General features: G+C 35.3%; 22 protein-coding genes. 2 read left to right on the forward strand and 20 right to left on the reverse strand.

Going from position 1 to position 26,235, the window contains the following annotated elements; translation table 11 throughout:
• Positions 1–6: 6 nt before the first annotated feature.
• The 15 genes from M3005_RS01550 to M3005_RS01620 form a co-directional block, all read right to left on the reverse strand.
• A complete protein-coding gene (locus M3005_RS01550; RefSeq protein WP_293793039.1) occupies positions 7–981 on the reverse strand; it encodes a gluconeogenesis factor YvcK family protein in 975 nt (324 codons plus the stop codon).
• 105 nt (positions 982–1,086) lie between these two features.
• Entirely contained in the window at positions 1,087–3,948 is a 2,862-nt protein-coding gene (uvrA, locus tag M3005_RS01555; RefSeq protein WP_293793041.1) for an excinuclease ABC subunit UvrA, read from the reverse strand.
• Between the two features lie 12 nt (positions 3,949–3,960).
• Positions 3,961–5,970, reverse strand: coding sequence for an excinuclease ABC subunit UvrB (uvrB, locus tag M3005_RS01560; RefSeq protein WP_435370535.1), 2,010 nt, complete (start codon positions 5,968–5,970; stop codon positions 3,961–3,963).
• Positions 5,971–6,123: 153 nt separating this feature from the next.
• Positions 6,124–7,044 carry a thioredoxin-disulfide reductase gene (gene trxB / locus M3005_RS01565; RefSeq protein ID WP_293793215.1) on the reverse strand — a complete coding sequence of 307 codons (921 nt, stop codon included), beginning with the start codon at positions 7,042–7,044 and terminating at the stop codon, positions 6,124–6,126.
• An 83-nt stretch (positions 7,045–7,127) separates the two neighbouring features.
• A complete protein-coding gene (gene galU / locus M3005_RS01570) occupies positions 7,128–8,000 on the reverse strand; it encodes a UTP--glucose-1-phosphate uridylyltransferase GalU (RefSeq protein ID WP_293793043.1) in 873 nt (290 codons plus the stop codon).
• A gap of 21 nt (positions 8,001–8,021) precedes the next feature.
• Positions 8,022–9,038, reverse strand: a complete 1,017-nt coding sequence (locus tag M3005_RS01575) for an NAD(P)H-dependent glycerol-3-phosphate dehydrogenase (protein ID WP_293793045.1) — start codon at positions 9,036–9,038, stop codon at positions 8,022–8,024.
• A gap of 19 nt (positions 9,039–9,057) precedes the next feature.
• A complete protein-coding gene (lgt, locus tag M3005_RS01580; RefSeq protein ID WP_293793047.1) occupies positions 9,058–9,882 on the reverse strand; it encodes a prolipoprotein diacylglyceryl transferase in 825 nt (274 codons plus the stop codon).
• A gap of 25 nt (positions 9,883–9,907) precedes the next feature.
• Positions 9,908–10,846, reverse strand: a complete 939-nt coding sequence (hprK, locus tag M3005_RS01585; RefSeq protein WP_293793049.1) for an HPr(Ser) kinase/phosphatase — start codon at positions 10,844–10,846, stop codon at positions 9,908–9,910.
• Positions 10,847–10,908: 62 nt separating this feature from the next.
• Entirely contained in the window at positions 10,909–11,244 is a 336-nt protein-coding gene (locus M3005_RS01590) for a phage holin family protein (protein ID WP_293793051.1), read from the reverse strand.
• Positions 11,245–11,253: 9 nt separating this feature from the next.
• Positions 11,254–11,502: a PspC domain-containing protein gene (locus M3005_RS01595; protein ID WP_293793054.1), complete on the reverse strand. Its 249-nt coding sequence runs from the start codon at positions 11,500–11,502 to the stop codon at positions 11,254–11,256.
• Positions 11,503–11,566: 64 nt separating this feature from the next.
• Positions 11,567–12,721: a PDZ domain-containing protein gene (locus M3005_RS01600; RefSeq protein WP_293793057.1), complete on the reverse strand. Its 1,155-nt coding sequence runs from the start codon at positions 12,719–12,721 to the stop codon at positions 11,567–11,569.
• Between the two features lie 14 nt (positions 12,722–12,735).
• Positions 12,736–13,852 (reverse strand): peptide chain release factor 2 gene (gene prfB, locus M3005_RS01605; protein ID WP_293793060.1). Its coding sequence is split into 2 segments (ribosomal slippage): positions 12,736–13,779 and positions 13,781–13,852, totalling 1,116 coding nucleotides; the frame shifts between segments, so codons are not numbered across the junction.
• 56 nt (positions 13,853–13,908) lie between these two features.
• A complete protein-coding gene (gene secA, locus M3005_RS01610; RefSeq protein ID WP_293793062.1) occupies positions 13,909–16,272 on the reverse strand; it encodes a preprotein translocase subunit SecA in 2,364 nt (787 codons plus the stop codon).
• Between the two features lie 150 nt (positions 16,273–16,422).
• Entirely contained in the window at positions 16,423–17,100 is a 678-nt protein-coding gene (locus M3005_RS01615) for a ComF family protein (protein WP_293793064.1), read from the reverse strand.
• Positions 17,093–18,424: an ATP-dependent helicase ComFA gene (locus M3005_RS01620; RefSeq protein ID WP_293793067.1), complete on the reverse strand. Its 1,332-nt coding sequence runs from the start codon at positions 18,422–18,424 to the stop codon at positions 17,093–17,095. Before M3005_RS01620 ends, M3005_RS01615 begins: the two co-directional genes overlap by 8 nt.
• A 44-nt stretch (positions 18,425–18,468) precedes the next feature.
• Here M3005_RS01620 and M3005_RS01625 point away from each other — a divergent pair, with 44 nt between their 5' ends.
• Positions 18,469–19,119 carry a YigZ family protein gene (locus M3005_RS01625; RefSeq protein WP_293793069.1) on the forward strand — a complete coding sequence of 217 codons (651 nt, stop codon included), beginning with the start codon at positions 18,469–18,471 and terminating at the stop codon, positions 19,117–19,119.
• A gap of 19 nt (positions 19,120–19,138) precedes the next feature.
• Here M3005_RS01625 and M3005_RS01630 read toward each other — a convergent pair whose 3' ends face one another.
• The 4 genes from M3005_RS01630 to M3005_RS01645 form a co-directional block, all read right to left on the reverse strand.
• Positions 19,139–20,236: a glycosyltransferase family 4 protein gene (locus M3005_RS01630; protein ID WP_293793072.1), complete on the reverse strand. Its 1,098-nt coding sequence runs from the start codon at positions 20,234–20,236 to the stop codon at positions 19,139–19,141.
• 118 nt (positions 20,237–20,354) lie between these two features.
• Positions 20,355–21,968 (reverse strand): chaperonin GroEL, encoded by a 1,614-nt coding sequence (gene groL / locus M3005_RS01635; RefSeq protein ID WP_293793073.1) that lies wholly within the window; start codon positions 21,966–21,968, stop codon positions 20,355–20,357.
• Between the two features lie 23 nt (positions 21,969–21,991).
• Positions 21,992–22,276, reverse strand: a complete 285-nt coding sequence (gene groES, locus M3005_RS01640) for a co-chaperone GroES (RefSeq protein WP_293793075.1) — start codon at positions 22,274–22,276, stop codon at positions 21,992–21,994.
• Positions 22,277–22,428: 152 nt separating this feature from the next.
• Positions 22,429–23,061 carry a redox-sensing transcriptional repressor Rex gene (locus M3005_RS01645; protein WP_293793076.1) on the reverse strand — a complete coding sequence of 211 codons (633 nt, stop codon included), beginning with the start codon at positions 23,059–23,061 and terminating at the stop codon, positions 22,429–22,431.
• A gap of 170 nt (positions 23,062–23,231) precedes the next feature.
• Here M3005_RS01645 and abc-f point away from each other — a divergent pair, with 170 nt between their 5' ends.
• Entirely contained in the window at positions 23,232–25,181 is a 1,950-nt protein-coding gene (gene abc-f, locus M3005_RS01650; RefSeq protein ID WP_293793078.1) for a ribosomal protection-like ABC-F family protein, read from the forward strand.
• A gap of 31 nt (positions 25,182–25,212) precedes the next feature.
• On the opposite strand, the gene tsaD is transcribed toward abc-f, so the two are convergent.
• Positions 25,213–26,217, reverse strand: coding sequence for a tRNA (adenosine(37)-N6)-threonylcarbamoyltransferase complex transferase subunit TsaD (gene tsaD / locus M3005_RS01655; protein ID WP_293793216.1), 1,005 nt, complete (start codon positions 26,215–26,217; stop codon positions 25,213–25,215).
• Positions 26,218–26,235: the final 18 nt, after the last annotated feature.

Here is a 26,235-nt window from a genome sequence, read left to right on the forward strand (position 1 = left end):
ATCATCCTATTCTTTGGTGACTAATTCGACTAACTTATCAGCCACTTTTTTTCCATTATGAAATGCCCCACGATTAGTTAATAATAAGAAATCGTCGTAAATCACTTGGCATCCCAATTCTTCTAATCTATTCTCATCATGTTCTACTGGACTAGATATTTCATTAAATCTTTGATGATCAATTTGACTATCTAAAACTGGTGTCTTATTAACAATCACAACATCTATAAAATTGCTGTTCATGTGTTTATTTAAGACTTCAACGTGATTGGCATCAGTAAAATTATCAGTTTCGCCAAATTGCGTCATGATATTACATATATACACAACTTGTGCTTTTGACTTTATAATCGCATCCCCAATATTTGAAATCATTAAATTAGGTAGAATGCTTGTAAATAAGCTTCCTGGTCCTAATACAATTTGATCAGCCTCTAAAATGGCATCAATCACTTCTTGATTTGCTACTGGTGGGTTATCGGGGTCATCTGTTTCCACCCAAACACGATTTATTTGCTTATCAGCGTAGGTAATTTCATATTCACCCTTCATAGTCGAACCATCTTTAAATTCAGCACAGAGCTGTAATTTTTGGTTTGTAGAAGGATATATTTTCCCAGTGATGTCCATCATTTGACTTAATAGCTTAACGGCGACATTAATGTCACCCTTCATTTCAGTCATTGCGGTAATAATTAAATTTCCTAATGAGTGTCCTGATAAAAAGTCATTATTATCGTTAAAACGATACTGGAATAAATCTAGTTCAGTTTGCGGTAAATTGGAAAGTGATGCCAATACATTTCTGATATCACCAGGAGGGACAACGTTAGCAGCTTTTCTTAGTTTTCCAGAAGAACCGCCGTCATCAGAGACATTTACGATTGATGTAATATTAACATCTTTGTCTTTTAAATTATTTAAGACCACTGGCAAACCCGTTCCGCCACCAATCACAACGACGTTTTTTAAAGTTCTCATTTGACTGGTCCCTCCTCTCCTTTTTAAGATAACCCAAGAATTATAACACACGTACCCGGGTGTGTCATTTATTAAGCAATAAAAAAGGTGCTAAAAAGCACCTTTTTATTTTTGACTTTCTTTAGTTCGCTTAGTATCACGTTCTAAGACTGGTTTTAAATATTGACCGGTATAACTATCAGCAACTTCCACCACTTCTTCAGGAGTTCCAGTTGCAATAATGGTTCCACCACCATCTCCACCTTCAGGTCCTAAATCAATAATGTGGTCAGCTGTTTTAATCACATCTAAATTATGTTCAATAATTAAAACGGTGTTGCCTTGATCCACTAATTCATGCAAAACAACTAGTAAACGGTTAATGTCATCAGTATGCAATCCAATTGTTGGTTCATCTAAAATGTATAGATTATTACCAGCTGATTTCTTATATAGTTCAGAAGCTAACTTCATTCGTTGTGCTTCCCCACCAGATAAAGTGGTTGCTGATTGGCCTAATTGAACATAGCCTAATCCTACTTCATCAATGGTTTCTAATTTTCTAGTAATCTTTGGAATTGCAGAGAAGAATTCCAACGCTTGATCGACTGTCATGTCTAATACATCAGAAATATTTTTCCCTTTGTATTGTACTTCAAGTGTTTCAGCATTGTATCGTTTACCATGACAAACTTCACATGGTACGTATACATCTGGTAGGAAGTTCATTTCAATTTTTAGAATTCCATCCCCATGACAGGTTTCACAACGTCCACCCTTAACATTAAAACTAAAACGACCCTTTTGATATCCTCTTAGCTTCGCTTCATTGGTTTCAGCGAATAATGTTCTGATATCGTCAAAGACACCGGTGTAAGTTGCCGGATTACTTCTTGGCGTTCTTCCGATTGGGCTTTGGTCGATATTAATAAGCTTATCAATATTTTTGTAACCAGAGATACTCTTATACTTACCTGGCTTTTCAGAATTATGGTTAATCTTTTGTGCGATTGCTCTCTTCACAATTCGATTAATTAATGTTGATTTACCTGAACCAGAAACTCCGGTAACAACATTAAATTCACCCAATGGAATTTCAGCAGTAACGTCTTTTAGATTATTTTCACTAGCTCCAGTGACCTTAATCTTTTTACCATTACCCTTACGGCGTTTTAATGGCACTGGCACAAACTTTTTACCAGATAGATATTGACCAGTTAATGAATTATCATTTTGAGCCACTTCTTCCGGTGTTCCAGCTGCCATCACGTTACCACCATTAGTTCCTGCACCAGGTCCAATATCAACAATATAATCTGCTGATCTTTGCGTATCTTCACCGTGTTCAACCACAACTAAAGTATTCCCCAAATCACGCATTGCCTTTAGTGAAGAAATTAGTCGGTCATTATCTCTTTGATGTAACCCAATTGATGGTTCATCTAACACATATAGGACTCCAGAAAGATTGGAACCAATTTGCGTTGCTAATCTAATTCTTTGTGATTCCCCACCAGAAAGGGTTCCTGCAGTTCTAGATAAAGTTAAATAATCTAGTCCAACATTCTTTAAGAAAGTTAGACGATCAATAATTTCTTTTAGAATTGGTTTAGCAACAACGCTATCTTTTTCACCAAAATGTAAATCGGTGAAGAAATTCAATTCTTTAATCACATCTAAATCAGTTGCTTCACTAATATTTAAATCATCAACTTTAACACTTAATGCTTCTTCATTCAGTCTGTAACCATGACAAGTTTGACATGTTAACTCTGTCATATATTGACGCATTTGGTCTCTTGTAAAATCACTATTGGTACCGTGATAACGACGGTCAATGTTATTTACAACCCCTTCAAATTCAGCATCAGTATCCTTAATGCCACCAAAACCATTAGTACTATCAAAATGAAAATGAAATTTTTTCCCATTTGATCCGTACATAATTATGTCACGTTGTTTTTTCGGTAACTTATTAAATGGAGTATCCATATCGATACCAAATTGTTCACACGCTTGCTCTAACATGCTTGGGTAGTATTTAGAACTAATTGGGTTCCAAGGCTCAATTGCCCCTTCATTTAGCGTTTTAGAGGTATCTGGAATGATTAGAGATTCATCCACTTCTAGTTTCATCCCTAAACCATCACAACTTGGACATGCCCCAATTGGTGAATTGAATGAAAATAGTCTTGGTTCTAGTTCACTAACAGTGAACCCACAAAGTGGACAAGCATAATGTTCTGAGAAAATTAGATTTTCCCCTGCACCCATTAAATCCGCAATCGCATATCCTTCACTTAAACGTAATGCGGTTTCTAGTGAGTCAGATAATCTTGATTTAATGCCATCTTTAACGATAATTCTATCCACCACAATTTCAATGTTGTGGTGTTTATTCTTATCTAATTCAATATCATCTTCGATTTCGTGCACTTCGCCATCAACACGATAACGGACAAAACCTTCACGCTTAATTTTTTCGATGATCTTCTTGTGTTGACCACGCTGTTCCCTAACAACAGGTGACAAAATTTGCATCTTAGTTCTTTCGGGTAAGGCTAGAACCGCATCCATCATTTGATCAATCGATTGTCTAGTAATCTTAGTTCCGTCATTAGGACAAATTGGAGTTCCAACTCGTGCCCACAACAATCTAAAGTAATCATTGATTTCAGTAACTGTTCCAACCGTTGAACGAGGATTTTTCGAAGTTGTCTTTTGGTCAATCGCAATCGCTGGACTTAATCCTTCAATCGAGTCGACATCTGGTTTATCCATTTGGCCTAAAAATTGACGAGCGTATGAGGAAAGACTTTCCACGTATCGACGTTGTCCTTCTGCATATAAAGTATCAAATGCCAAAGAACTCTTTCCAGAACCTGACAACCCGGTCATTACTGTTAGTTTGTTTTTAGGAATTGAAACGCTAATATCCTTTAAGTTATGTGCACGGGCACCTTTAATAACAATCTTATCGTTTTGCACCTTGTTTCCTCCTTACATCTGACTCTTTAAATCCATCACCGTATCACGCAATGCAGCAGCTTTTTCGAAATCTAGTTTTGCGGCTGCTTGTTTCATTTCCTTGGTTAATGTTTCGATCATTTGTTTTTGATCTTTCTTGGTTAGTTTTTGGAAATCAGATTCGATAAATGAATGATCTTCTTTATCATTATCATCTTTATTACCATAACTAATTAAGTCACGAATTGGTTTCTTAATTGTATGTGGCGTAATTTGATGTTCTTTATTGTATTCTTGTTGAATGCTACGTCTTCTGGCAGTTTCATCGATTGCTTTTTGCATTGAATCAGTTACATAGTCAGCGTACATAATAACTGCCCCATTTTCATTTCTGGCAGCACGTCCAATCGTTTGAATCAATGAACGTTCATTTCTTAGGAATCCTTCTTTATCGGCATCTAAGATAGCAACTAGTGAAACTTCAGGAACGTCAATTCCTTCTCTTAACAAGTTAATTCCAACTAAAACATCATATTTACCTAGTCGTAAATCTCTAATTATTTTAGTTCTTTCCAGTGTCTTAACATCTGAATGTAAGTATGCCACTTTAATCCCTAGGTCTTTCAAGTAATCAGTTAAATCTTCAGACATTTTCTTGGTTAAAGTCGTAACAAAAACACGTTCGTTCTTTTCGATTCGATCGTTAATTTCACCAACTAAGTCATCCATTTGTCCCATAATTGGACGCACTTCTACCGTTGGATCTAACAAACCAGTTGGTCGAATAATTTGTTGAACAATGTTCTTTTCAGGTGTCTCTTCCAATTCACGTGGTCCTGGCGTCGCAGACATATAAATTGCTTGATTAACACGTTCTTTAAATTCGGGCATCTTTAGCGGTCTATTATCAAGAGCACTAGGCAATCTAAAACCGTACTCAATTAAACGCTCTTTTCTAGCTTTATCACCGTTGTACATCCCACCTACCTGTGGCAATGTTTGATGTGATTCATCGACTACTAACAAGTAATCATCTGGGAAGAAATCTAATAGCGTATAAGGTGCTTCACCCGGTTTTCGATTATCCATATATCTGGAATAATTTTCAATTCCGTTGGTATATCCCATTTCTGCCATCATTTCAATATCATAAGTAGTACGTTGTTTTAATCGTTGCGCTTCTAGCAATTTACCTTCTTTTTCAAATTCGGCAACTTGTTCTATCATTTCTTCCTTAATTCCTTTTAATGCATGATCCATGTTTTGATCATCAGTCAAAAAGTGGGTTGCTGGGAAGATAATAATATTGTCTTTTTTACCAATAAATTCACCGGTTAATGTGTCGATTTCTTTAATAGAATCAATCTCATCACCAAAGAATTCAATTCTAAACGCGTGTTGGTCTCCCGAAGCAGGAAAAATATCAACAACATCTCCATGAACCCTAAATCGACCACGCTGAAAATCAATATCATTTCGATCAAATTGGATTTCAACTAGTCTTCTTAGTAATTCATCTCGCTCGATTTGTTGACCCACATTTAGTGCAATCGTATGTTTGTAGTATTCTTTAGGACTTCCTAATCCAAAAATGGATGAAACAGATGCAACAATGATAACGTCATTTCTAGTTAGTAATGAGTTAGTTGCGGCATGGCGTAGTTTATCGATTTCATCATTGATTGAAGAATCCTTTTCAATATAGGTATCACTTGAAGGTACATATGCTTCTGGTTGGTAGTAATCATAATAACTAACGAAGTATTCAACTGCGTTATTAGGAAAGAACTCTTTAAATTCACTATATAGTTGACCCGCTAATGTTTTATTATGCGATAAAATCAACGTTGGTTTATTCACATTTTTAATCACATTAGAAATCGTAAAGGTCTTCCCTGTACCCGTAGCCCCTAATAGGATTTGTTGCTTTTGTCCATCTTCAATCCCCTTGGTTAATTGACTAATAGCCTCTGGTTGATCACCAGTAGGTTTATATTTTGATACTAATTCAAATTTATTATTATTTTCGCGTTGGATTTCCAAACAAAGTCCTCCTTTGTTCACTCGTAGGGTTTTCGACCCTTTTCATTCATATTTAATAATATTTTAACATACGAACAAACTTTCTAAAACTAATGTTCTCCTTTTTAAGAGTAAAAAAAGACTGGTATTAAAACCAGTCTTTTTGATTACTTTTTATAATGATGAAACGTATTCAAATGCGTTTTGACCAGCAATTCCACCGTCTCCAACGGCAGTAGTTACTTGTCTTAATTCTTTTTGACGAACGTCTCCAATGGCAAACACACCATCAATATCAGTTTCCATTCTTTCGTTAGTCTTAATCCAACCTTTTTCATCAGTGATGTTTAGGTTCGCAAATGCTTCAGTCATTGGGTTGTTACCAACATAAATAAATACACCAGAAGCGTCAACAACACTTTCTTCGTTAGTCTTGTTGTTTACAGTTTTTACACCAGTAACTTTCATGTCATCTCCGATAACTTCAGTTACATTAGTGTCCCAAATGAATTCAATTTTGTCATTAGCAAATGCACGGTCTTGAATAACTTTTTGTGCACGAAGTTGATCACGACGGTGAATAACAGTTACTTTCGAAGCTAAACCAGCAAGGTAAAGTGCTTCAGAAATAGCTGAATCTCCACCACCGACAACTACGACTTCACGGTTCTTGAAGAAGGCACCATCACATACGGCACAGTAAGAAACTCCTCTTCCACCGTATTCATCTTCACCAGGCACGCCTAGTTTACGGTATTGTGAACCAGTACCAATGATAACAGAACTTGTTTCGTAACTACCTTGGTCGGTGTTAACAATCTTTGAATTACCCTTGTCTTCAATTGATTCAACAGTTCCGTATTCATACTTGGCGCCAAAGTTAGTTGAGCTTTCGTACATATTCTTAGCTAAATCTGGTCCTAAAATGGATTTGAATCCAGGATAGTTTTCAATTTCAGCTGTGTTGTTCATTTGACCACCGTAGATACCACGATCAATCATTAAAACTGATAAATTAGCACGAGAAGCATATAGTGCGGATGTCATTCCACCAGGTCCAGCACCAATAACAATTACGTCATATTTTTCCATAATTAACTTCCCCTTTCATATATTCAATAAATGATACTTTACTATCATATGATAGATTTGTCCATTAATTAGCACCCAAACTAATTTTAAAGTTTCTTAGCTAAATCTTTAATGTATTCTTTCAATTGGTCTGCAACTTCTGGATGTTGTAGTCCAAATTCAATGTTGGTTTGTAGCCAACCGAACTTGTTACCAGTATCGAAACGGTCACCTTTGAATTCGTGAGCGTAAACTTTACCATCTTTATTTAATGTATCAATAGCATCAGTTAATTGAACTTCATTACCTTTACCTGGCTTAGTGTTTTCCAAAATATCAAAGATTTCAGGAGTTAATAAGTAACGACCGATAATCGCTAAATCACTAGGTGCGTCTTCAGGATTTGGTTTTTCAACGAAGTTAACAACGTCGTATAGGCCATCTTTAACTTCTTTAGCTGGGTTAATTACACCGTACTTTGAAGTATCTTCATGAGGCACTCTCATAACAGCTAAAGTTGAAGAACCTGTTTCTTCGTAACTATCAATTAATTGCTTAGTTAATGGTGTTTTATCTTCCATTAAGTCATCACCTAACATGATAACAAAAGGATCATCGCCAACAAAACTCTTGGCAGTATATACAGCATCCCCTAAACCATTTGGATGTTCTTGACGTTTAAAGTAAATGTTTAAGCCATTAGTTTTCTTAACTGCTTCTAACATTTCCTTTTTACCTTTACTTTCGAGGTTTAATTCTAGTTCAGTGTTTGAATCAAAATGATCTTCGATGGCACGTTTGCCTTTACCGATAATGATTAGGATATCAGTGATTCCTGATTCAATTGCTTCTTCAACGATTAGTTGAATTGCTGGTTTATCAACTACTGGTAACATTTCTTTTGGCATTGCCTTAGTTTCTGGTAAGAATCTAGTTCCTAATCCAGCAGCTGGAATGATTGCCTTTTTAATCTTTTTCATCTTTATAAACTCCTATATCGATTAGTCTAATTCTTCTCGACCTTTACGGTTCATTAATTGTTTAATTGCATCATCAATTGTTAATTGGTTGTGTAGCACTTTGTAGATTGCTGATGTGATTGGCATATCAATACCACGTTGAGCTGCTAATTCATAAGCAGCTTCAGCTGTAGCAATTCCTTCGATTACCATTCCCATGTTCTTAACAATATCATCTAGTGTTTCACCTTTACCTAATTGGTATCCAGCACGCCAGTTTCTTGAGTCACTACTTGTGGCAGTAACAATCACATCACCAAATCCTGAAAGACCAGTAAATGTTAATGGGTTAGCACCAAATGAAGTTCCTAAACGTGAAATTTCAGCTAAACCACGAGTCATTAGCGCAGCTTTGGCGTTATCAGCATAGCCTAAACCATATAATGCTCCGGCACCGATTGCGATGATGTTCTTCAAAGCCGCTCCAATTTCAACACCGATAATGTCATCGTTTGTGTAAACTCTGAAATATTCATTGATGAATAATGATTGGATGTGTTCAGCATCTTTAATGTTTTCTGAAGCTGTAGTAACTAAAGTAATATCGTGTTTAGCAACTGATTCTGCTTGACTAGGTCCTGAAATAACTGAAACAGATTTACGATGCTTTGGATCGATTTCTTCTGATAGCACTTCAGACATTCGCTTATATGTTTTTTGTTCGATTCCTTTACTACCATGAATGATGTTAACTGACATGTCTAGTTCTTCTAGAATTTCGTTAACTTGTTTAGCAGTATTTCTAGTTACTTGAGCTGGAACAACGAATAAAATATCGTCTACACCTCTGATGGCTTCTTTCATATCACCATAAGCAACTAATTCTTTCGGATATGTAAAATCTTTAATGTATTTTTCATTTGTGTGTTGATTGTTTAATTCATCAACTTGAGCTTGTTTGTATGACCACAAACGTACTTCATTACCATTTTCTACTAAAATAGTTGCAAGCATGCTTCCCCATGAACCTGCTCCTAAAACTGCAATTTTTTCTGTCATTCTAATTACTCCTTAATTGTTAAACCAACTTACTACCATCTAAATAATATGGTAAGTCAGCTTCTTTTTTACGACGATAAATCATCAATGCAATTGCCCCAATAAATAGCACAATTGATAACATTTGAGATACTCTAATGCCACCGAATAGCATCAAGCTATCAGTTCTCATCCCTTCTACGAAGAATCGACCGAATGAGTACCAGATGATGTAAGATAAAACCACTTCACCACGTTTGAAAAACTTGTTAATGTGACGAAGATTCATTAATAATACGAATCCTAATAAATCCCATAATGATTCATACAAAAATGTAGGTTGGCGATAAAAGCCTTGAATATACATTTGATTAATTATGAACGTTGGTAAGTGTAGTGACTTAAGGAACGCTAAGCTTGTAATGTTACCAAAAGCTTCTTGGTTCATAAAGTTACCCCATCTACCGATTCCTTGACCCATAATTACTGTTGGTGCGATTACATCTAACATCGCCCAAACAGAGATTAACTTACTACGACAGTATAGATAAACTACCACTGCAGCACCGATTAGCGCTCCGTAGATAGCAATTCCACCGTCCCAAATTTTAATGATTTCATTTAAATGTTGGCTGTAATATGGCCATTGGAAAACCACGTAATAAATACGAGCACAGATAATGGCCACTGGAAGTGCCCATAAAATCATGTCATATATATTATCTGGATCAATTCCGCGCTTGCGACCTTCTTTAACAGATAAAAAGACCGCAATTAATACAGCGGAGGCGATAAAGATTCCGTACCAATGAACCGCAACTGGTCCTAAGTTAAACGCAATCGGATTTAATGCGATTGAATGCATTACTTTTCACTTCCCTGGAAAGATTTTATTTCTTGTTTCCTGAGTTTTCTTTAATTAAGTTATTTAAGTTGTCATCAAAGACTTTAGTTGCGTCATATCCCATCTTTTTAGCACGATAGTTCATGGCAGCAGCTTCAATGATGATGGCTAGGTTACGACCTGTTTTAACAGGGATGCTAACTCTTTGAACGTCAACATCAAAGATTCTTCTAGTTTCGTCACCATTACCTAATCTGTCATATGGAGCATCATCAGACCAATTTTCCAAATGAACGATTAAATCAACTTTGGTTTGTGAACGAACGGCACCAGCACCAAATAAGTTCATCACATCGATAATTCCGATTCCTCTAATTTCCAATAAGTGACGCAAAATTGTTGGTGCTTGTCCAATCAATGTTTGTTCATCTTGTTGGTAAACTTCTACTCGGTCATCAGCAATTAGTCGATGTCCACGTTTTACAAGTTCTAGGGCTGTTTCACTCTTACCAATACCAGAGTCTCCAGTCATTAAGACCCCTAATCCATAAACGTCAATTAAAACTCCATGGATAGATTTTCTTTCAGCTAGTTTACCTTCTAAGAAGTTAGTCATGTTACTCAAAACTCTTGAAGTAGTAAGCTTTGAACCTAATACTGGAATGTGTTGATTCTTGGCAGCTCTGATTAATTCATCAGGTGGATCTAATTGGGTTGAAACCACAAAGGCAGGTGTTTCTGGTAAACACATTTTTTTCATGACCTCAAACAGCTCATTACTATCCATACCCTTTGCATATGAAGTTTCAGTAATTCCCAATAATTGAATTCTCTTTGCAGGATAGTAATTAAAGTATCCTGTTAATTCCAAACCAGGACGAGAAATATCACTAGTGGTAATTGGACGATCTAGGTATTCTTCACCATAAAAAATATCTAGATGGGTATTCTCGACTAGGTCTGCAACCGTTACACTATAAGCCATGATTTTACCTCCAGTTCTGATAAGTTAATTTTATCATGTTATTAGATGCATTTCATAATTAATTAGTAGTCTGACAAAATAATATTACAAATCGACATAATCAATGCAGCGATTATTGCCATTCCAAATGATGCAAAATGGAAATTACTTCCAACTACAGCAGATGTTATTTCCAACATAATTCCATTTAAAACAATACTAAATAGTCCTAATGTAATAATGTTAATTGGCAATGATAATATAAATAGCACTGGTTTTACTAGCGCATTTAATACCGCTAATACCACTGCAGCAATTAATGCGGTGGTGATACTTGCTACATAGAAACTACCTTGAAAGAAACCAGCAATTGCCATAAATAATAATGTATTAATTAAGATTCTTCCTAATATTCTCATTGCATCCTCCTATTTATGATCGTATTCATCCACGTCTGTTAAATTACGACGACCACTGTTTTGATCATTGTCTTTACTTGGAATGAAAACTAAACAAACAACGTAAGCCAATAATCCGAAGATTAAATGACCAGGCCAAATTGAAAGAATTACGAAAAGAATTCTAATAATTTGTGCATTGATGTTGAAGTATTCAGCAATTCCACCTAATGTTCCTGTTAATAATTTGTTGGTTTGTGAACGATAAATTTTATTCATCTTAAATTCCCCTTCGTTACTATAATTGGCATTTTAGCGAAAGTTCATTAAATGAACCTTAAGGTTATTTTTCCTTAATCAAAACGACCCCTAATTCATTTGGTGAGTCGCTATAAATTGCACTTTCCATAATTTTGATTCTGTCTTCCCTATTCAATACTTTCAAACGACAGAATGTTGGTGATGTTAATATTGCTTTATAAAATTCATCTTCTGAATTAATTTTGATATTGTTAACTTCAACGATTAAATCACCAATTTGCACACCCATCTTTTCTGCGGGAGTATCAGGACGAATTGAAATAACTCTTAGTCCGTTTACTGCATCAGAGAACCAGGTATCTTGTTTGCTATCACTTCTTTTAATCATTAAAACAGTAATAATGTATAAAACAATTAATCCAGCGATAGAGTATAATGCGATGTTTTCCACATTTTTAAAGTAATATGTCACTCCTGATAAAATAACACCTACTACTACTAACCAACCGATTTTTTTAGCCATAATTTTGAAAAAGGCTTTTGGCAATGACTTGAAGATGGTGATTCTCATTCCCAACATCATTGGTAAAATCAGTAAGCTAAATTTATGATCTCCGTAGCCGAATACTGGCCACCAATGCATCACTTGTTGAATTTGGTCTCCCGGAATTAATACTAATAATGGAAGAACTGTAAATTCTTTAGTCAAATATCCAGCAACTTTGTTACCTCTTTGGTTCTTAAAAATTTGTGGATTCGCATAGTTACCTAGCACAAAGCGGCTGTATAAAGCCATTAATAAAATCACGATTGTTAATAAAAGCAACACGTTGCCGAAGTCTGTTGATTGAATATTAATCCCGAAAGTATCAACTCCGTTAAAGAACTTAACTTGATAAATCAACCAGGTAATTGCGGTTGCAATTCCAAAGGTAATCAAGTTCAAAAATTGTCCTGGAATTAAAATTAAATTGACGATTAATAGTAATTGGTATACTACGATCCAAGTAACTGGTAGGTATACTCCTAAGATGATTGAAATCGCACTTCCGACAATTCCTAATAATATAAAACTAAGCCAAAAATGTTTAATTTCATAGTTATTGGCATAAATTGATGTGTTAAAGTCGCGTCTTTGTTTTGTTAAACGTTTTCTATAGATAATATAGTTTCTTAAGATTCCCAACCATAAAACTGGTTGAATTAGAATCAATAAAACTGTCAGTATTTCGCTCATGTATATTCCCCTGTCTAATTTGGATTGTTTTTACTCAACTTCCATTGTAAAAAGGCATTAATAAATGGATTTAAATCCCCGTCCATTACATCTTGTGCTTTAGCTGTTTCATAATTAGTACGATGATCTTTTACCATTGAATATGGGTGGAATACGTATGATCTAATTTGAGATCCCCAACCAATTTCTTTTTGTTCACCTTCTAATTGAGCCTTTTGTTGTTCTTTCTTTTCTTCTTCTAGTTCATATAATTTTGACTTCAACATGTTCATAGCTGTTTCTCTATTTTGCAATTGTGAACGTTGTGCCTGACTGGCAACGACAATCCCAGTTGGTTCATGCGTGATACGCACAGCTGAAGAAGTCTTATTAACGTGTTGTCCACCAGCACCACTGGCTCTATAAACATCAACTCTTAAATCAGATGGATTAATTTCAACGTCTACAGAGTCGTCTAATTCTGGCATTACATCAACTGAAGCGAAAGAAGTATGTCTTCTTCCGGCAGAATCAAAAGGAGAAATTCTAACTAAACGATGCACACCTTTTTCAGATTTTAAATATCCATAAGCATTTTCGCCGCTTACTAAAATCGTGGCGGTATCAATTCCGGCAACTTCACCAGCTTGATAGTTTAGGGTTTCTAACTTGAAACCATTTTGGTCAGCCCATCTGGTATACATTCTAAATAACATCATGCCCCAGTCATGAGATTCTGTCCCACCCGCTCCAGGGTGAATTTCCAAAATCGCATTATTGGCATCATATTTACCATTTAAAAGCATCCCTAAACGATACTTTTCTAAATGAGCTTTAGTATCTACTAACGAAGATTCAAATTCATCAATTAATGATGGATCTGGTTCTTCTTCAATCATTTCTAAAGTTAACTCTAATTCCTCAACTTCAGAATTTAATGCATTAAAATTATCATATTTTTTCTTTAATCGATTCGTTTCATTAATCAATGTTTGAGATTCGTCCGGATTATCCCAAAAACCTGGTTCGGCCATCTTAGATTCATTTATCTCAATACTAGCTTGTAGCGAATCTAGGTCAAAGAGACCCCCTAAAGCCTTGGATGGCTTTTTGAATTGAGCTTATTTCATTTCTAGCATCTGCTATTTCCATTCTTATGCTCCTTACTAAAAAAACGAAGAGAACTAATGTCCATCTTCGCTTTTTTATTATCTTTCGATATTTTGTCTGATTTCAGCTTTCATGAACAATCTAGTGGTATCGTAATCAATATCTGAGATCATTTCTTCAAACATTTGATAACCTTCACGTTGATATTCAACTAGTGGATTTAATTGACCGTATCCTCTTAAACCAATTGATTGTCTCAATTGATCCATTTCATCAATATGGTCAGTCCAATGAGAGTCAACAACTCTTAATACAACAACCTTTTCAAATTCAAGCATTTGTTGTGGGTCGTATAATTGATCTCTCTTTTCAATGTATACTTGTTCAGATAGGTTGATTAAGTAATCTTTGATTTCTTGAGCAGACTTACCTTCTAAATCTGACTTAGAAATTGCATCTGGATTTACCAATGCACTAACAGCGAAATCTAAAATTGTATCTAAATCCCAGTCTTTTTGATCACCTTGGGTGTGTAAGTTAACAATTCTATTGATTGTTCTCTTAATCATTGGCTTAACAACCCAATCTAGTGATGTGTCTTCAGTAATAACTTTGTTTCTTTCATCATAGATAACATTACGTTGTTGTCTCATAACATCATCATATTGTAGAACTTGTTTTCTAGAATCGTAGTTGTTACCTTCAACACGTTTTTGAGCTGATTCAACTTGTTTTGTAATTAAGCGACTCTTAATTACGGCTGATTCACCATCAACCTTCATTCTGTCTAAGAATCCTTTAATCTTATCAGAACCGAAACGACGCATTAAGTCATCTTCTAGTGATAAGTAGAATTGTGATAGACCTGGGTCACCTTGACGTCCAGAACGTCCACGTAATTGGTTATCAATACGTCTAGATTCATGTCTTTCAGTACCAATAACAGCTAGACCGCCTAATTCAACGACGCCCGGTCCTAATTTAATATCAGTACCACGTCCGGCCATATTAGTGGCGATCGTAACGGCACCCTTTTGACCAGCATTAGCAACAATTTCAGCTTCTTTAGCATGATTCTTAGCGTTCAATACTTCGTGGTGAATTCCAGCATCATTTAGACGTTGTGAAATGTATTCTGAAGTTTCAACGGCAACTGTACCAATTAGAATTGGTTGACCTTTTTCATGTAACTTCTTAATTTCATCTACTACTGCATCAAATTTTGATTGTAGTGTTGGGTATAGTAAGTCAGGTTCATCAACTCTGGCTACCGGTCTGTTAGTTGGAATTGAGATAACATCCATGTTATAGATTTCTCTAAATTCATCAATTTCAGTCTTAGCAGTACCAGTCATACCAGCTAACTTACTGTACATTCTGAATAAGTTTTGGTAAGTAATGTTGGCCATTGTCTTACTTTCTTCTTGAATGGTTACTCCTTCTTTAGCTTCAATAGCTTGGTGTAAACCATCAGAGAAACGACGACCGTCCATGATACGACCTGTAAATGAATCAACGATTAATACTTCATCATCAGATACAACGTAATCCTTATCTTTAAGCATGATGTAGTTGGCACGTAGTGCTTCGTCTAAATGGTGAGTTAAAGCAGTGTTGTCAGTATCGTATAAGTTCTTTAGGTTAAAGTACTTTTCAGCTTTTTCAATACCTTGATCATTTAAAGCAACAGTCTTTGATTCCAAATCAATCTTGAAATCATCGTCTTCTTTAAGAGTCTTAGCGAATTGATCAGCTTGCATGTATAGTTCTGATGAACCTTTTGATTGACCAGAAATAATCAATGGTGTTCTAGCTTCATCAATTAAAATAGAATCTACTTCATCGACGATAGCAAAGTTCAATGGTCTTTGAACCATATCTTCTTTGTAAACAACCATGTTATCACGTAAGTAATCAAAACCAATTTCACTATTAGTTGAGTAAGTGATATCAGCATTGTATGCTTCTCGTTTTTCTTCAGGGCTCTTGTCTGTTAAGTTGACGCCTACAGAAAGTCCCATCCAGTTGTATAATTCTCCCATTTGTTCAGCATCACGTTGTGATAAATATTCGTTAACAGTGATAACGTGAACACCTTTACCTGAAATAGCATTTAAGTAAACAGGCATTGTGGCAGTAAGTGTTTTACCTTCACCGGTTTTCATTTCTGAAATGTTACCTTCATGTAAAACAATTCCACCCATAATTTGTACATGGAATGGTGTTAAACCAAGAACACGACTTGCCCCTTCACGTACAGCAGCAAATGCTTCTGGTAATAAGTCATCAAGAGTTTCACCATCTTGGTAACGTTGTTGAAATTCAGTGGTCTTAGCTTTTAGTTCGTCGTCGCTTAGTTTCTTAAAATCATCTGCGTATGATTCAACTTTGTCAGCAAGTTTGCTAAGTCTTTTGACTTCTCTTTTATCGCTTTCGACCCATTTTTTTAAAATGTTAGCCATTAATCAATTTTCCTTCCATGAATTAGTTTTTAAAGTTTTATTCGTCTTAATAAATATATTCTATCTTATTTTAACATTTAATTATCATTTTTAAAATTAGATTGGTGAATTCTTTATATTTTTTCTTACTATTTAATGAAATTTTATCCATTATCGACATAAAGTAAGACCCTGCACACTCTTGACTCCATTTTTTTGGAGTACTTGAGCAGCATGATGCATAGTGGTTCCAGTCGTATAAATGTCATCGATGATTATTATTTCCTTATCTTTAATTACATCTTTCATATTATCATTAATTTCGAATACTTGCGATGCCTTAAGCCTTTGTTTTCGATTTAATGATGATTGTCTTGTTTTACTTTCTTGATTAATGATCAATGCTTCAACAATTTTTGTTTCTGCCAATAAACCGATCACCTGGTTAAAGCCCCGTTCAGTCAAGGTTTCTTCACTAACTGGAATGGGGACAATTATCTTTTTAGTATCAATATGACTGCAAAATTCATCTGTAAACGATTTGCGTAAATTATAGTCACCGCAAAATTTATATCGATGCATATATTCTTTCATTGCATCATTGTATTTATATACCGCACGATTAATTAATTTATTACCAACATTTTGCCACTTAACGCAATCATCACAAATTCCAGCCACTTCCATTTCCCTGCCACATTGCTGACAAATTATTTCCTGGTTTATTCTTTCAAATTGGGTTTCACATTTATCACAAAGCGGTTTATATTTTATCGGCTTTAGACTCAATAAAAACGAAATTGATATTTGAAAAGTAATTTTTTGACCACATAAAATACATTTATTCATTTAATTTTTTCGCCAACCTATTCATATACTTAATTTGTTTCATTGCATTGTTCACTGGTTTGGTTTTGTCATCAACGATAAATAAAACTTCCCCCGTTGGTCGATCCTTTTTACGTCCCACTCTTCCAGCAATTTGCACCAATGACGACATCGTAAACACTTCATCGTCAGCCCCTAAAACGATTACATCTATTCCCGGAAACGTAACCCCTCTTTCTAAAATGGTCGTAGTAATTAAAAACAGCACTTTTTCAGTCCGCATGTCATTGACTTTTTCCATTCGTAATTCATCACTGGAATAAACGGTATGCCAAAGTGATGAGTCATACTGAGTGGCTAATATTTCACTTATTACCGGTAAATCATCTATCTTAGGAATGAATAACAAAAATCGTTGCTGATTTTTGATTTTTTGTTTGATTTTGTTTAACAATAGAGACGGTAATTTATGCTTTTTCATTAACTTTCGCCAATCATTAACATACTTAATCGTTGCTTCTGGCAGAAGATGGCGATGAAATCTAATTGGTAAATAACTAGCTGAAATTTGTTTCCGTTTTATCTTTTTAATCATCTCTGCGGTGGGCGTAGCAGTTAAATATAGTTTGGCACTCTTATCTTTAACCGCATTATCAACAGCAAAATGGAGTGACTCATCATTCACAAACGGAAAAGAGTCCACCTCATCGATAATAATAACGTCAAACGCGTGATAAAACCGCAACAGTTGGTGCGTTGTACAAATCGTTAATTGACTGTAAAAATAACTTTGACTACTTTTCCCATGTAACAACACCACTGAAATGTTTTTAAAAGCATCTTGGATTCGTGGAAATAATTCAACACAAACATCGACTCGTGGTGAAGCAATACAGACACGCTTATTATCTTTAATTGCTTGAGCGATTCCTTTAAATAACATTTCGGTTTTCCCCGCTCCTGTAACTGCCCATAGCAGATGTGTCTGATTATTATTAATCACTTCAATAATCTGATTGGAGCATTTTTCTTGTTCCTTAGTTAGTTTTCCATCCCATGTTAAAATCTTTCCTTGATGTGAGAAAAGATTTGGCTCTTCAATAAAACACAGTGGTTCTTTTAGGGTCATTCGTCCCAGGTTAATGCAATTGGGACAATAAAAATTATCATTAGGTAATTGTGATTCATTTTTTGATGTTTTATGGCCACATCGTTTACAATAAATCTCGTTCTTGGTAACCTTAATAGGAACCATTTTTTTGATATTTTGTGCGGATTTAATTTCGCTGGGGACATCTTTTTCACCAACCAGTCTGCCAAATAATTCATTATAATTTTCGATCATATTAATCACCAATCTTAAATACGCTAAACAGAGGTGAAAACAACTTGGAAAATGACTATTTAACCATTAAGCAAGATGGTATCAATGAAATTGATATTAAAAAATCTCAATTTATATGCTCAATTGCACGTGTTGAAACAGAAGAAGAAGCCATTAGCTTTATTAATCAAGTTAAAGATGAACATAAAAAAGCAACGCATAACTGTCACGCCTATGTTTTAGGTTTAGATGATTCTATCCAACGTGCCAGTGATAATGGAGAACCCTCAGGAACTGCAGGTGTTCCTATCCTAGAAGCAATTAAAAACATCGGCGTTCATAACGTTGCTGCCGTGGTTACCAGATACTTTGGTGGCATCAAGTTAGGTGCTGGTGGATTAATTCGTGCATATAGTAATGCAACAACCCAAGCAATTGAACATGTCGGCGTTGTCAAAAAAGTTCTTCAAACAGAAATTACGATTTCAGTTGATTACAAATCATTTGATTCACTCAATTATCAACTAGAAGAAAACAATGAAAACATTATTGATACAATTTATACTGATAAGGTATCAATTGTGGTCGCCGTTGATAACGATCGTATCGATTCATTTAAAGCTAGTGTTGTTGAACTATTAAATGGCCGTGTCGAAATGACTGATGGCGCTGAAAAATATTTTGAAATCGACTTTGATCCATACAAAAAAGATTGACCCAACGGTCAATCTTTTTTTAGTGGTTATCTTTACTTGTATTTTCTTTAACTATTTTTTTGATAAAGTTCAATAATGGCTGACGATCTTGTCCAGCTAATCCAATTGATTCCACGAACAGTTCTAGCCCAATTAATGTGGCAATGGTTAGTAGAATCGAACCTAAGATATTTGAAATTGGATACAATAAAGAAATAAATGAGAAGATTAATGCAATTCCATAGATAATTAAGACGGTTTGACGATGTGTCAAACCAATTTGCATTAGACGGTGATGCAAATGTCTTTTATCAGCGTGCATAATTGGTTGCTTGTTTAACATACGACGTAAAATAGCATAAATGGTATCAGTAATTGGTACCCCTAAAATAATTACTGGAATGATAACAGTAATGAAAGTCGCATTTTTTAATCCGTTTAACGAAAAGATTGAAATCATAAATCCAATAAATAGTGAACCGGTGTCTCCTAAATATATCCGTGCAGGGAAGAAATTATATGGTAAAAATCCTAAACAAGCAGCTACTAATGCAAAAATCATAATTGATACGTACACGTTGCCGACGTTCAAGAAAAAGAACCCAGTAATTCCCATTGTCGTAAGGGCAATCACAGCTACTCCGGTTGCTAACCCATCTAAACCATCGATTAAGTTAACCGCATTAGTAATCGCTAGAATCCAAATCCAAGTGATTGGTAAACTAAACCAGCCAAGCCCAAATGTTCCAATAAATGGTAGTGATACACTACTCATTTGAATATTTCCAAAGAAGAATACCACGACAGCAGCCAAACTAATCCCAAATACTTTTTGTCTAGGTTTTAAGACAATAATGTCATCAATCACACCAGTGATAATAATGATTAATTGTCCTGCAAACATCCCATACAATTGTTGCGTTGGCATTTGTTTTCTTAAGAGAAACATTGTGGCAATCGTGTATGCAGCAAAGATTGCTAATCCTCCTAATGTTGGCATTGGAATCTTATTCATTCTTCGCTTATTTGGACTATCTATTGCGCCCCATCTAAATGCCAGTTTTCTGATAAACGGTGTAATCACAGCTGACATCAACATTGTCGCAAATAGACAAACGATGATTTCAAATTTTAGCATAATAGCTTTCCTTTCGTTTCTTATTACTATTAGTAAATTATACAAATGTCACAGAATAAAAACAAGAAAAACCAAAAATCATACAAAAAAAAGGATTCCAAATGGAATCCTTTTTTTATTACATCATTGGGTTCATACCAGGGTTCATTGGATCTTTGTTTTCTTCTGGTAGTTTAGCAACAACAGCTTCTGTAGTTAATAGTAAAGCAGATACTGAAGCGGCGTTTTGAAGAGCTGATCTTGAAACTTTGGTTGGATCAACAACCCCAGCTTTAACCATGTCTTCATATTCACCAGTAGCAGCATTGTAACCTACACCCATTGGTTCACCCTTTAGGTGTTCAACAACAATTGAACCATCAATTCCGGCGTTGTGAGCAATTTGTCTAACTGGAGCTTCTAATGCACGAAGTACAATGTTAACCCCTGTCTTTTCATCGCCTTCAGCAGGAATTTCTTCTAGGTCTTTTAGAATATTGATAAATGCAGTTCCACCACCAGGAACAAAACCTTCTTCAACGGCAGCTCTAGTTGAGTTCAACGCATCTTCAATTCTGTATTTACGTTCTTTTAGTTCAGTTTCTGTGGCAGCACCAACACGGATAACTGCAACTCCACCAGCTAACTTAGCTAATCTTTCACGTAGCTTATCACGGTCAAATTCAGAAGTAGTAGTGTCTAATTGTGACTTGATTTCAGCTACTCTTGCAGCTAATTGATCTTTGTCACCAGCACCTTGAACGATAGTTGTATCGTCTTTAGTAACGTTAACCTTGTTTGATTGACCTAATTGTTCAATTGTAACGTCCTTTAGGTTTAAGCCTAAATCATCAGTAATAACTGTAGCACCAGTTAAAACAGCGATGTCTTGTAGTTGAGCCTTACGACGGTCACCGAAGCCAGGAGCTTTAACCGCAACTACGTTGAAAGTACCACGCATCTTGTTTAAAACTAATGTTGGTAAAGCTTCTCCACCAATATCATCAGCAATGATTAATAGTGAACGACCTTGTTCAACAACTGATTGTAATACTGGTAAGATTTCTTGGATGTTATTAATCTTCTTGTCAGTGATTAAGATGTATGGGTTATCTAAATCTGCTTGCATCTTGTCGTTATCAGTTACCATGTATTGTGACATGTAACCACGATCAAATTGCATCCCTTCAACTACATCCATAGTAGTGTTAACACCACGTGAATCTTCCACGGTAATTACACCATCGTTACCTACCTTTTCCATAGCGTCGGCAATTAATTCCCCAACTTCTGGATTAGCAGCAGAAATAGAAGCGATTTGTGCGATATCCTTCTTACTCTTAATTTCGTTAGACATCTTGTGTAGCTTTTCAACAGCTACTTCAGTTGCCTTTTCAATCCCACGTCTAACTCCAACTGGGTTAGCACCGGCAGTAACGTTTTTCATTCCTTCGTTCACGATAGCTTGAGTTAAAACAGTTGCAGTAGTAGTACCGTCACCAGCAATGTCATCAGTTTTTGATGCTACTTCTGAAACTAGTTTAGCTCCCATGTTTTCGAAATGATCAGGTAGTTCGATTGATTTGGCAATAGTTACACCATCATTTGTAATAGTTGGTGTTCCTAGTGATTGTTCAACAACAACGTTTCTACCTTTTGGTCCTAATGTTGTTTTTACTGTGTTCGCAAGTTTATCGACACCTTTTAACATTGAGTGTCTTGCATCTTCTGCAAATTTTACTTCCTTAGCCATATTTTTTCACCCCATTAATAAAATTATTCAACGATTGCTAAAATATCGTTTGACTTTAATACTAGGTAAGTCTTGTCGCCGTCATCTACTGAAGTACCTGCGTACTTATCGTATACAACTTTGTCACCCTTTTTAACCTCTGGTTTAATCGTTTCACCAGTTTGTAAAATGTGACCTCTACCAACCGCAACAACTACACCTGTTTGTGGTTTTTCTTTAGCGTTATTTGCTAACACAATGCCTCCGACAGTTTCTTCTTTAGCTTCTTGTGCTTCAACAATAACACGATCGCCTAATGGTTTTAACATTATCCTAGCCCCCATAAATTCCTTTTTATCATTTTTAGCACTCATTTGATAAAAGTGCTAAAGTCTATAAATAATATATTATTTTTTATTTCCCGTTGCAAGAATTATGTATCGATAAAACAAAAAAATGATGACCGCTTGGTCATCATTTTTTATGCACCTTCATAATGTTCAATGAAGTAAATTAAAGTTTGAAGTTCATTTGTTAAATCAACGTTTTGAATTCTAACGTTTTGTGGCACTGATAAACGCTTTGAAGTAAAGTTCATAATTCCCTTTGCGCCACCCTTAACCGCTTCGTCACATAGTTCTTGAACTACTGTCGCTGGAACGGTAAAGATAACTACTTCAATTTGTTGATCTCTTAGCTGTTCTTGTAAATCATGGACATCATAAACCGGTACTCCACTTTGGACGGTATTAATCATGTCGTCATGAATATCGAATGCTGCTGAAATTCTAACGTTACTATCTTTGTGAAAGTTAAAACGTAATAAAGCTTGTCCTAAATTACCTAACCCCACTAAAGCAACATTAGTTAAATGGTCTTGATTTAAAATCTTCTTGAAGAAGTCTAATAAGTTATCTACTTCGTAACCGTATCCTCGTTTACCTAACGCTCCAAAGTATGATAAATCTCTTCTAATGGTTGCAGAATCAACTTGAACTGCTTCGGCAAATGTACTAGATGATATTCTTTTAATTTTGGCATCATGTAAACCGCTTAGGTATCGGTAATACATAGGCAATCTTTTCGCTGTTGCCCTAGGAATTTTAATGTCCAAATTGTTCCCTCCCGAATCTTTCGTAACATTTATGTATTTTATCATAAAAATAAAGTTTGTGAAATAATTATCATCTTTTGAAAAAAGTCTTTCCGTTTCAAATTCATCCTCCTTTTATGCTAAAATAGTTAGTATTATTGATAAAACAAGGAATATCGGAGGTGAAATAAATGATTATTCTACAAGCAAATAAATTAACCAAACGATTTGGTGGCGAAGATCTTTTCACAAGCGTTAATTTAAGCATCGAAGAAAACAGTAAAGTAGCACTAGTTGGTCGTAACGGTGCCGGTAAATCAACCTTAGTGAAAATGATTTTAGGCGATGAAATCATCGATGATGGTGAAGTTACCACCAAAAAAGGAATTACAATTGGTTACTTAGCACAAAATACAGGTTTGAAATCTGATTTAACTATTATTGAAGAAATGACCAGCGTCTTTGCGGACTTAATTGAATTAGAAAATAAAATTCATGACTATGAACTTAAAATGGCTGATTCAACAATTAATAGTGACCCCGCTAAATTAGCTGAAGTTACTAAAACATATGATCAAATGCAAGCTGACTTTGCAGCTCAAAATGGTTTTTCATATCAAGCTGAAATCAAAGCTGTCTTAAACGGATTTGGTTTTGGTGAAGAGTCATATAACCATAAAATTAGTGAGTTATCCGGTGGACAACAAACCCAATTAGCAATGGCAAAATTGCTATTACAAAGAAAAGATTTACTAATTTTAGATGAACCTACTAACCACATTGATGTTAAAACAATTAGTTGGTTAGAAGACTACTTGAACTCTTATCACGGTGCCCTTCTAATCATTTCCCATGACCGTTACTTCATGGACAAAATAGTCGACGAAGTCTACGACTTAAGCCAAGGTAAAATGACTCATTATGTCGGTAATTATTCGAATTACGTTGAACAAAAGAAGTTAAATTACCAGCACCAACTAAAAGAATATGAAAAACAACAAAAGAAAATCAAAGAAATGCAGGATTTCGTTGATAAAAATATCGTTCGTGCATCAACCACTAAACGTGCTCAATCCAGGAGAAGTCAGTTAGAAAAGATGGATAAAATTAGCGCCCCTGTCAGAGACGATAAAAGTGCTAAACTAACTTTCACTCCTGAAAAGCAAAGTGGTAATGTCGTCTTAAAAGTTAATGATGCTTCGATTGGATATGATCATCATATTCTTTCATCAAACATAAATTTAGACGTTAAAAGAAATCAAGCAATGGCTTTAATTGGTCCTAACGGTGTGGGAAAATCGACACTGCTAAAAACCATTATGGACAAATTGCCACTAATCGATGGTGAAATAAACCGTGGTACCGGTGTTCAAGTAGGATACTATGATCAACATCTAGATAATTTAAGTTCTAATAAAACTGTCTTAAATGAAATTTGGGACGATTATCCTACCTATCCTGAACAAAGAATTCGTTCTATTTTAGGCAGTTTCTTGTTCTCTGGTAACGATGTTGAAAAAATCGTCGGTAACCTTTCCGGTGGTGAAAAAGCTAGATTAGTCTTAACTAAGTTAGCGATGAACCACGATAACTTTTTAATCTTAGATGAACCGACCAACCATTTAGACATTGATAGTCGTGAGGTCTTGGAAAACGCATTAATCAATTTTGATGGCACCATTTTATTCGTTTCTCACGATAGATATTTCATCAATAAACTAGCAACACAAATCGTTGAATTATCTAACGATGGTAGCGAACTATATCTAGGAAACTATGATTATTATGTGGAAAAGAAAGAAGAAAAAGAAGCTCTTCAACAACATCAACAAGCTGAACAATCAACTGAAGATGAACATAAAGAAGTTTCCGTTAAATCTCAAAATCAACAAGATTTTCTAGCTAATAAGGAAGCGCAAAAGCAAGAAAGAAAATTAAGACGATTAGTTGAGACTTTAGAAAGTCAATTGGAAGAAGCCCAATCCAATAAGGAAGCCATTGAAAATAAAATGGTTAATCCGGATGTGCTTAACGATATTGAAAAACTGAATGAACTACAAAATCAATTGAATGAAACTAACCAATCAATCGAATCCATTGAATCTCAATGGGAAGCAGCAATGATTGAACTAGAGCAATAAAAAAGATGAGGCATAATCGCCTCATCTTTTTTTATTCATCTAATAGGTCAAACTCTAAACTAGGATCTGCGTTTAAATCAACACCAGCAAAGATATTTTTCTTTGCCATTACATAACCAGCAGCACCAATCATCGCAGCATTATCACCACAAAGTTTGTTAGGTACCTTTACTAATTCAGTAGTATCAATTTGATCAATGGCATTGCCTAATGCAGTTCTCAAACCATTATTAGCTGCAACTCCTCCTGCCAATATCAATTGAGAAACTGGATATTCTTGTAGCGCTTTCTTAGTCTTATCGACTAAAACATCTACAACTGCACTTTGGAAACTAGCAGCTAAATCATTTTGATCTAGCGTTTCACCAATTTGTTCAGCGTGATGATTAGTGTTCAAGAATGCACTCTTTAATCCACTAAAACTAAAATCGAAGTTATCTTCTTTTTCCATTGCTCGAGGGAAATTAAATGTATCTTTTCCCTTGGCAGCCATTTCATCGACTTTGGGACCAGCAGGATAATTAATACCTAATACTCGTCCTACTTTATCATAAGCTTCACCAGCAGCATCATCCCTAGTTTCTCCAATAATCTTAAAGTCGCCTTCTTCTTGCATCAAGACAAGTTCAGTATGACCACCAGAAACAACTAGTGCTAATGCTGGGTAGTTAATTTTTGTCACGAAGCGACTGGCTAAAATATGTCCCGCAATATGGTTAACTGGAACCAATGGAATATCATGAGCCCAAGCAATTGTCTTGGCAGCAGTTACTCCAATTAATAATGCTCCAACTAATCCTGGACCATATGTCACCGCAATTGCATCAATATCATCATAGGTAACATCTGCTTGTTTCATTGCATCTTCAACACAGATTGTGATTTCCTCAATATGATGACGACTGGCCACTTCAGGCACAACTCCACCAAATCGCTTATGACTATTAATTTGCGTTGCAACAACGTTTGATAATATTTTTTCACCATCTTCAATAATTGCAACACTAGTTTCATCACAACTAGATTCAAATGACATAATTATATGTGGTTGCAC

Origin of the sequence: Apilactobacillus sp. (assembly GCF_025290035.1) — a bacterium.
GTDB lineage: Bacteria > Bacillota > Bacilli > Lactobacillales > Lactobacillaceae > Apilactobacillus.

Excerpts from the sequence above, each read along its gene's own strand:
- M3005_RS01550 (WP_293793039.1), bottom strand. The coding sequence starts at position 981 with ATGAGAACTTTAAAAAACGTCGTTGTGATTGGTGGCGGAACGGGTTTG.
- galU (WP_293793043.1), bottom strand. The coding sequence starts at position 8,000 with ATGAAAAAGATTAAAAAGGCAATCATTCCAGCTGCTGGATTAGGAACT.
- M3005_RS01575 (WP_293793045.1), bottom strand. The coding sequence starts at position 9,038 with ATGACAGAAAAAATTGCAGTTTTAGGAGCAGGTTCATGGGGAAGCATG.
- lgt (WP_293793047.1), bottom strand. The coding sequence starts at position 9,882 with ATGCATTCAATCGCATTAAATCCGATTGCGTTTAACTTAGGACCAGTT.
- hprK (WP_293793049.1), bottom strand. The coding sequence starts at position 10,846 with ATGGCTTATAGTGTAACGGTTGCAGACCTAGTCGAGAATACCCATCTA.
- M3005_RS01590 (WP_293793051.1), bottom strand. The coding sequence starts at position 11,244 with ATGAGAATATTAGGAAGAATCTTAATTAATACATTATTATTTATGGCA.
- M3005_RS01595 (WP_293793054.1), bottom strand. The coding sequence starts at position 11,502 with ATGAATAAAATTTATCGTTCACAAACCAACAAATTATTAACAGGAACA.
- M3005_RS01600 (WP_293793057.1), bottom strand. The coding sequence starts at position 12,721 with ATGAGCGAAATACTGACAGTTTTATTGATTCTAATTCAACCAGTTTTA.
- secA (WP_293793062.1), bottom strand. The coding sequence starts at position 16,272 with ATGGCTAACATTTTAAAAAAATGGGTCGAAAGCGATAAAAGAGAAGTC.
- M3005_RS01615 (WP_293793064.1), bottom strand. The coding sequence starts at position 17,100 with ATGAATAAATGTATTTTATGTGGTCAAAAAATTACTTTTCAAATATCA.
- M3005_RS01620 (WP_293793067.1), bottom strand. The coding sequence starts at position 18,424 with ATGATCGAAAATTATAATGAATTATTTGGCAGACTGGTTGGTGAAAAA.
- M3005_RS01630 (WP_293793072.1), bottom strand. The coding sequence starts at position 20,236 with ATGCTAAAATTTGAAATCATCGTTTGTCTATTTGCGACAATGTTGATG.
- groL (WP_293793073.1), bottom strand. The coding sequence starts at position 21,968 with ATGGCTAAGGAAGTAAAATTTGCAGAAGATGCAAGACACTCAATGTTA.
- groES (WP_293793075.1), bottom strand. The coding sequence starts at position 22,276 with ATGTTAAAACCATTAGGCGATCGTGTTATTGTTGAAGCACAAGAAGCT.
- abc-f (WP_293793078.1), top strand. The coding sequence starts at position 23,232 with ATGATTATTCTACAAGCAAATAAATTAACCAAACGATTTGGTGGCGAA.
- tsaD (WP_293793216.1), bottom strand. The coding sequence starts at position 26,217 with ATGTCATTTGAATCTAGTTGTGATGAAACTAGTGTTGCAATTATTGAA.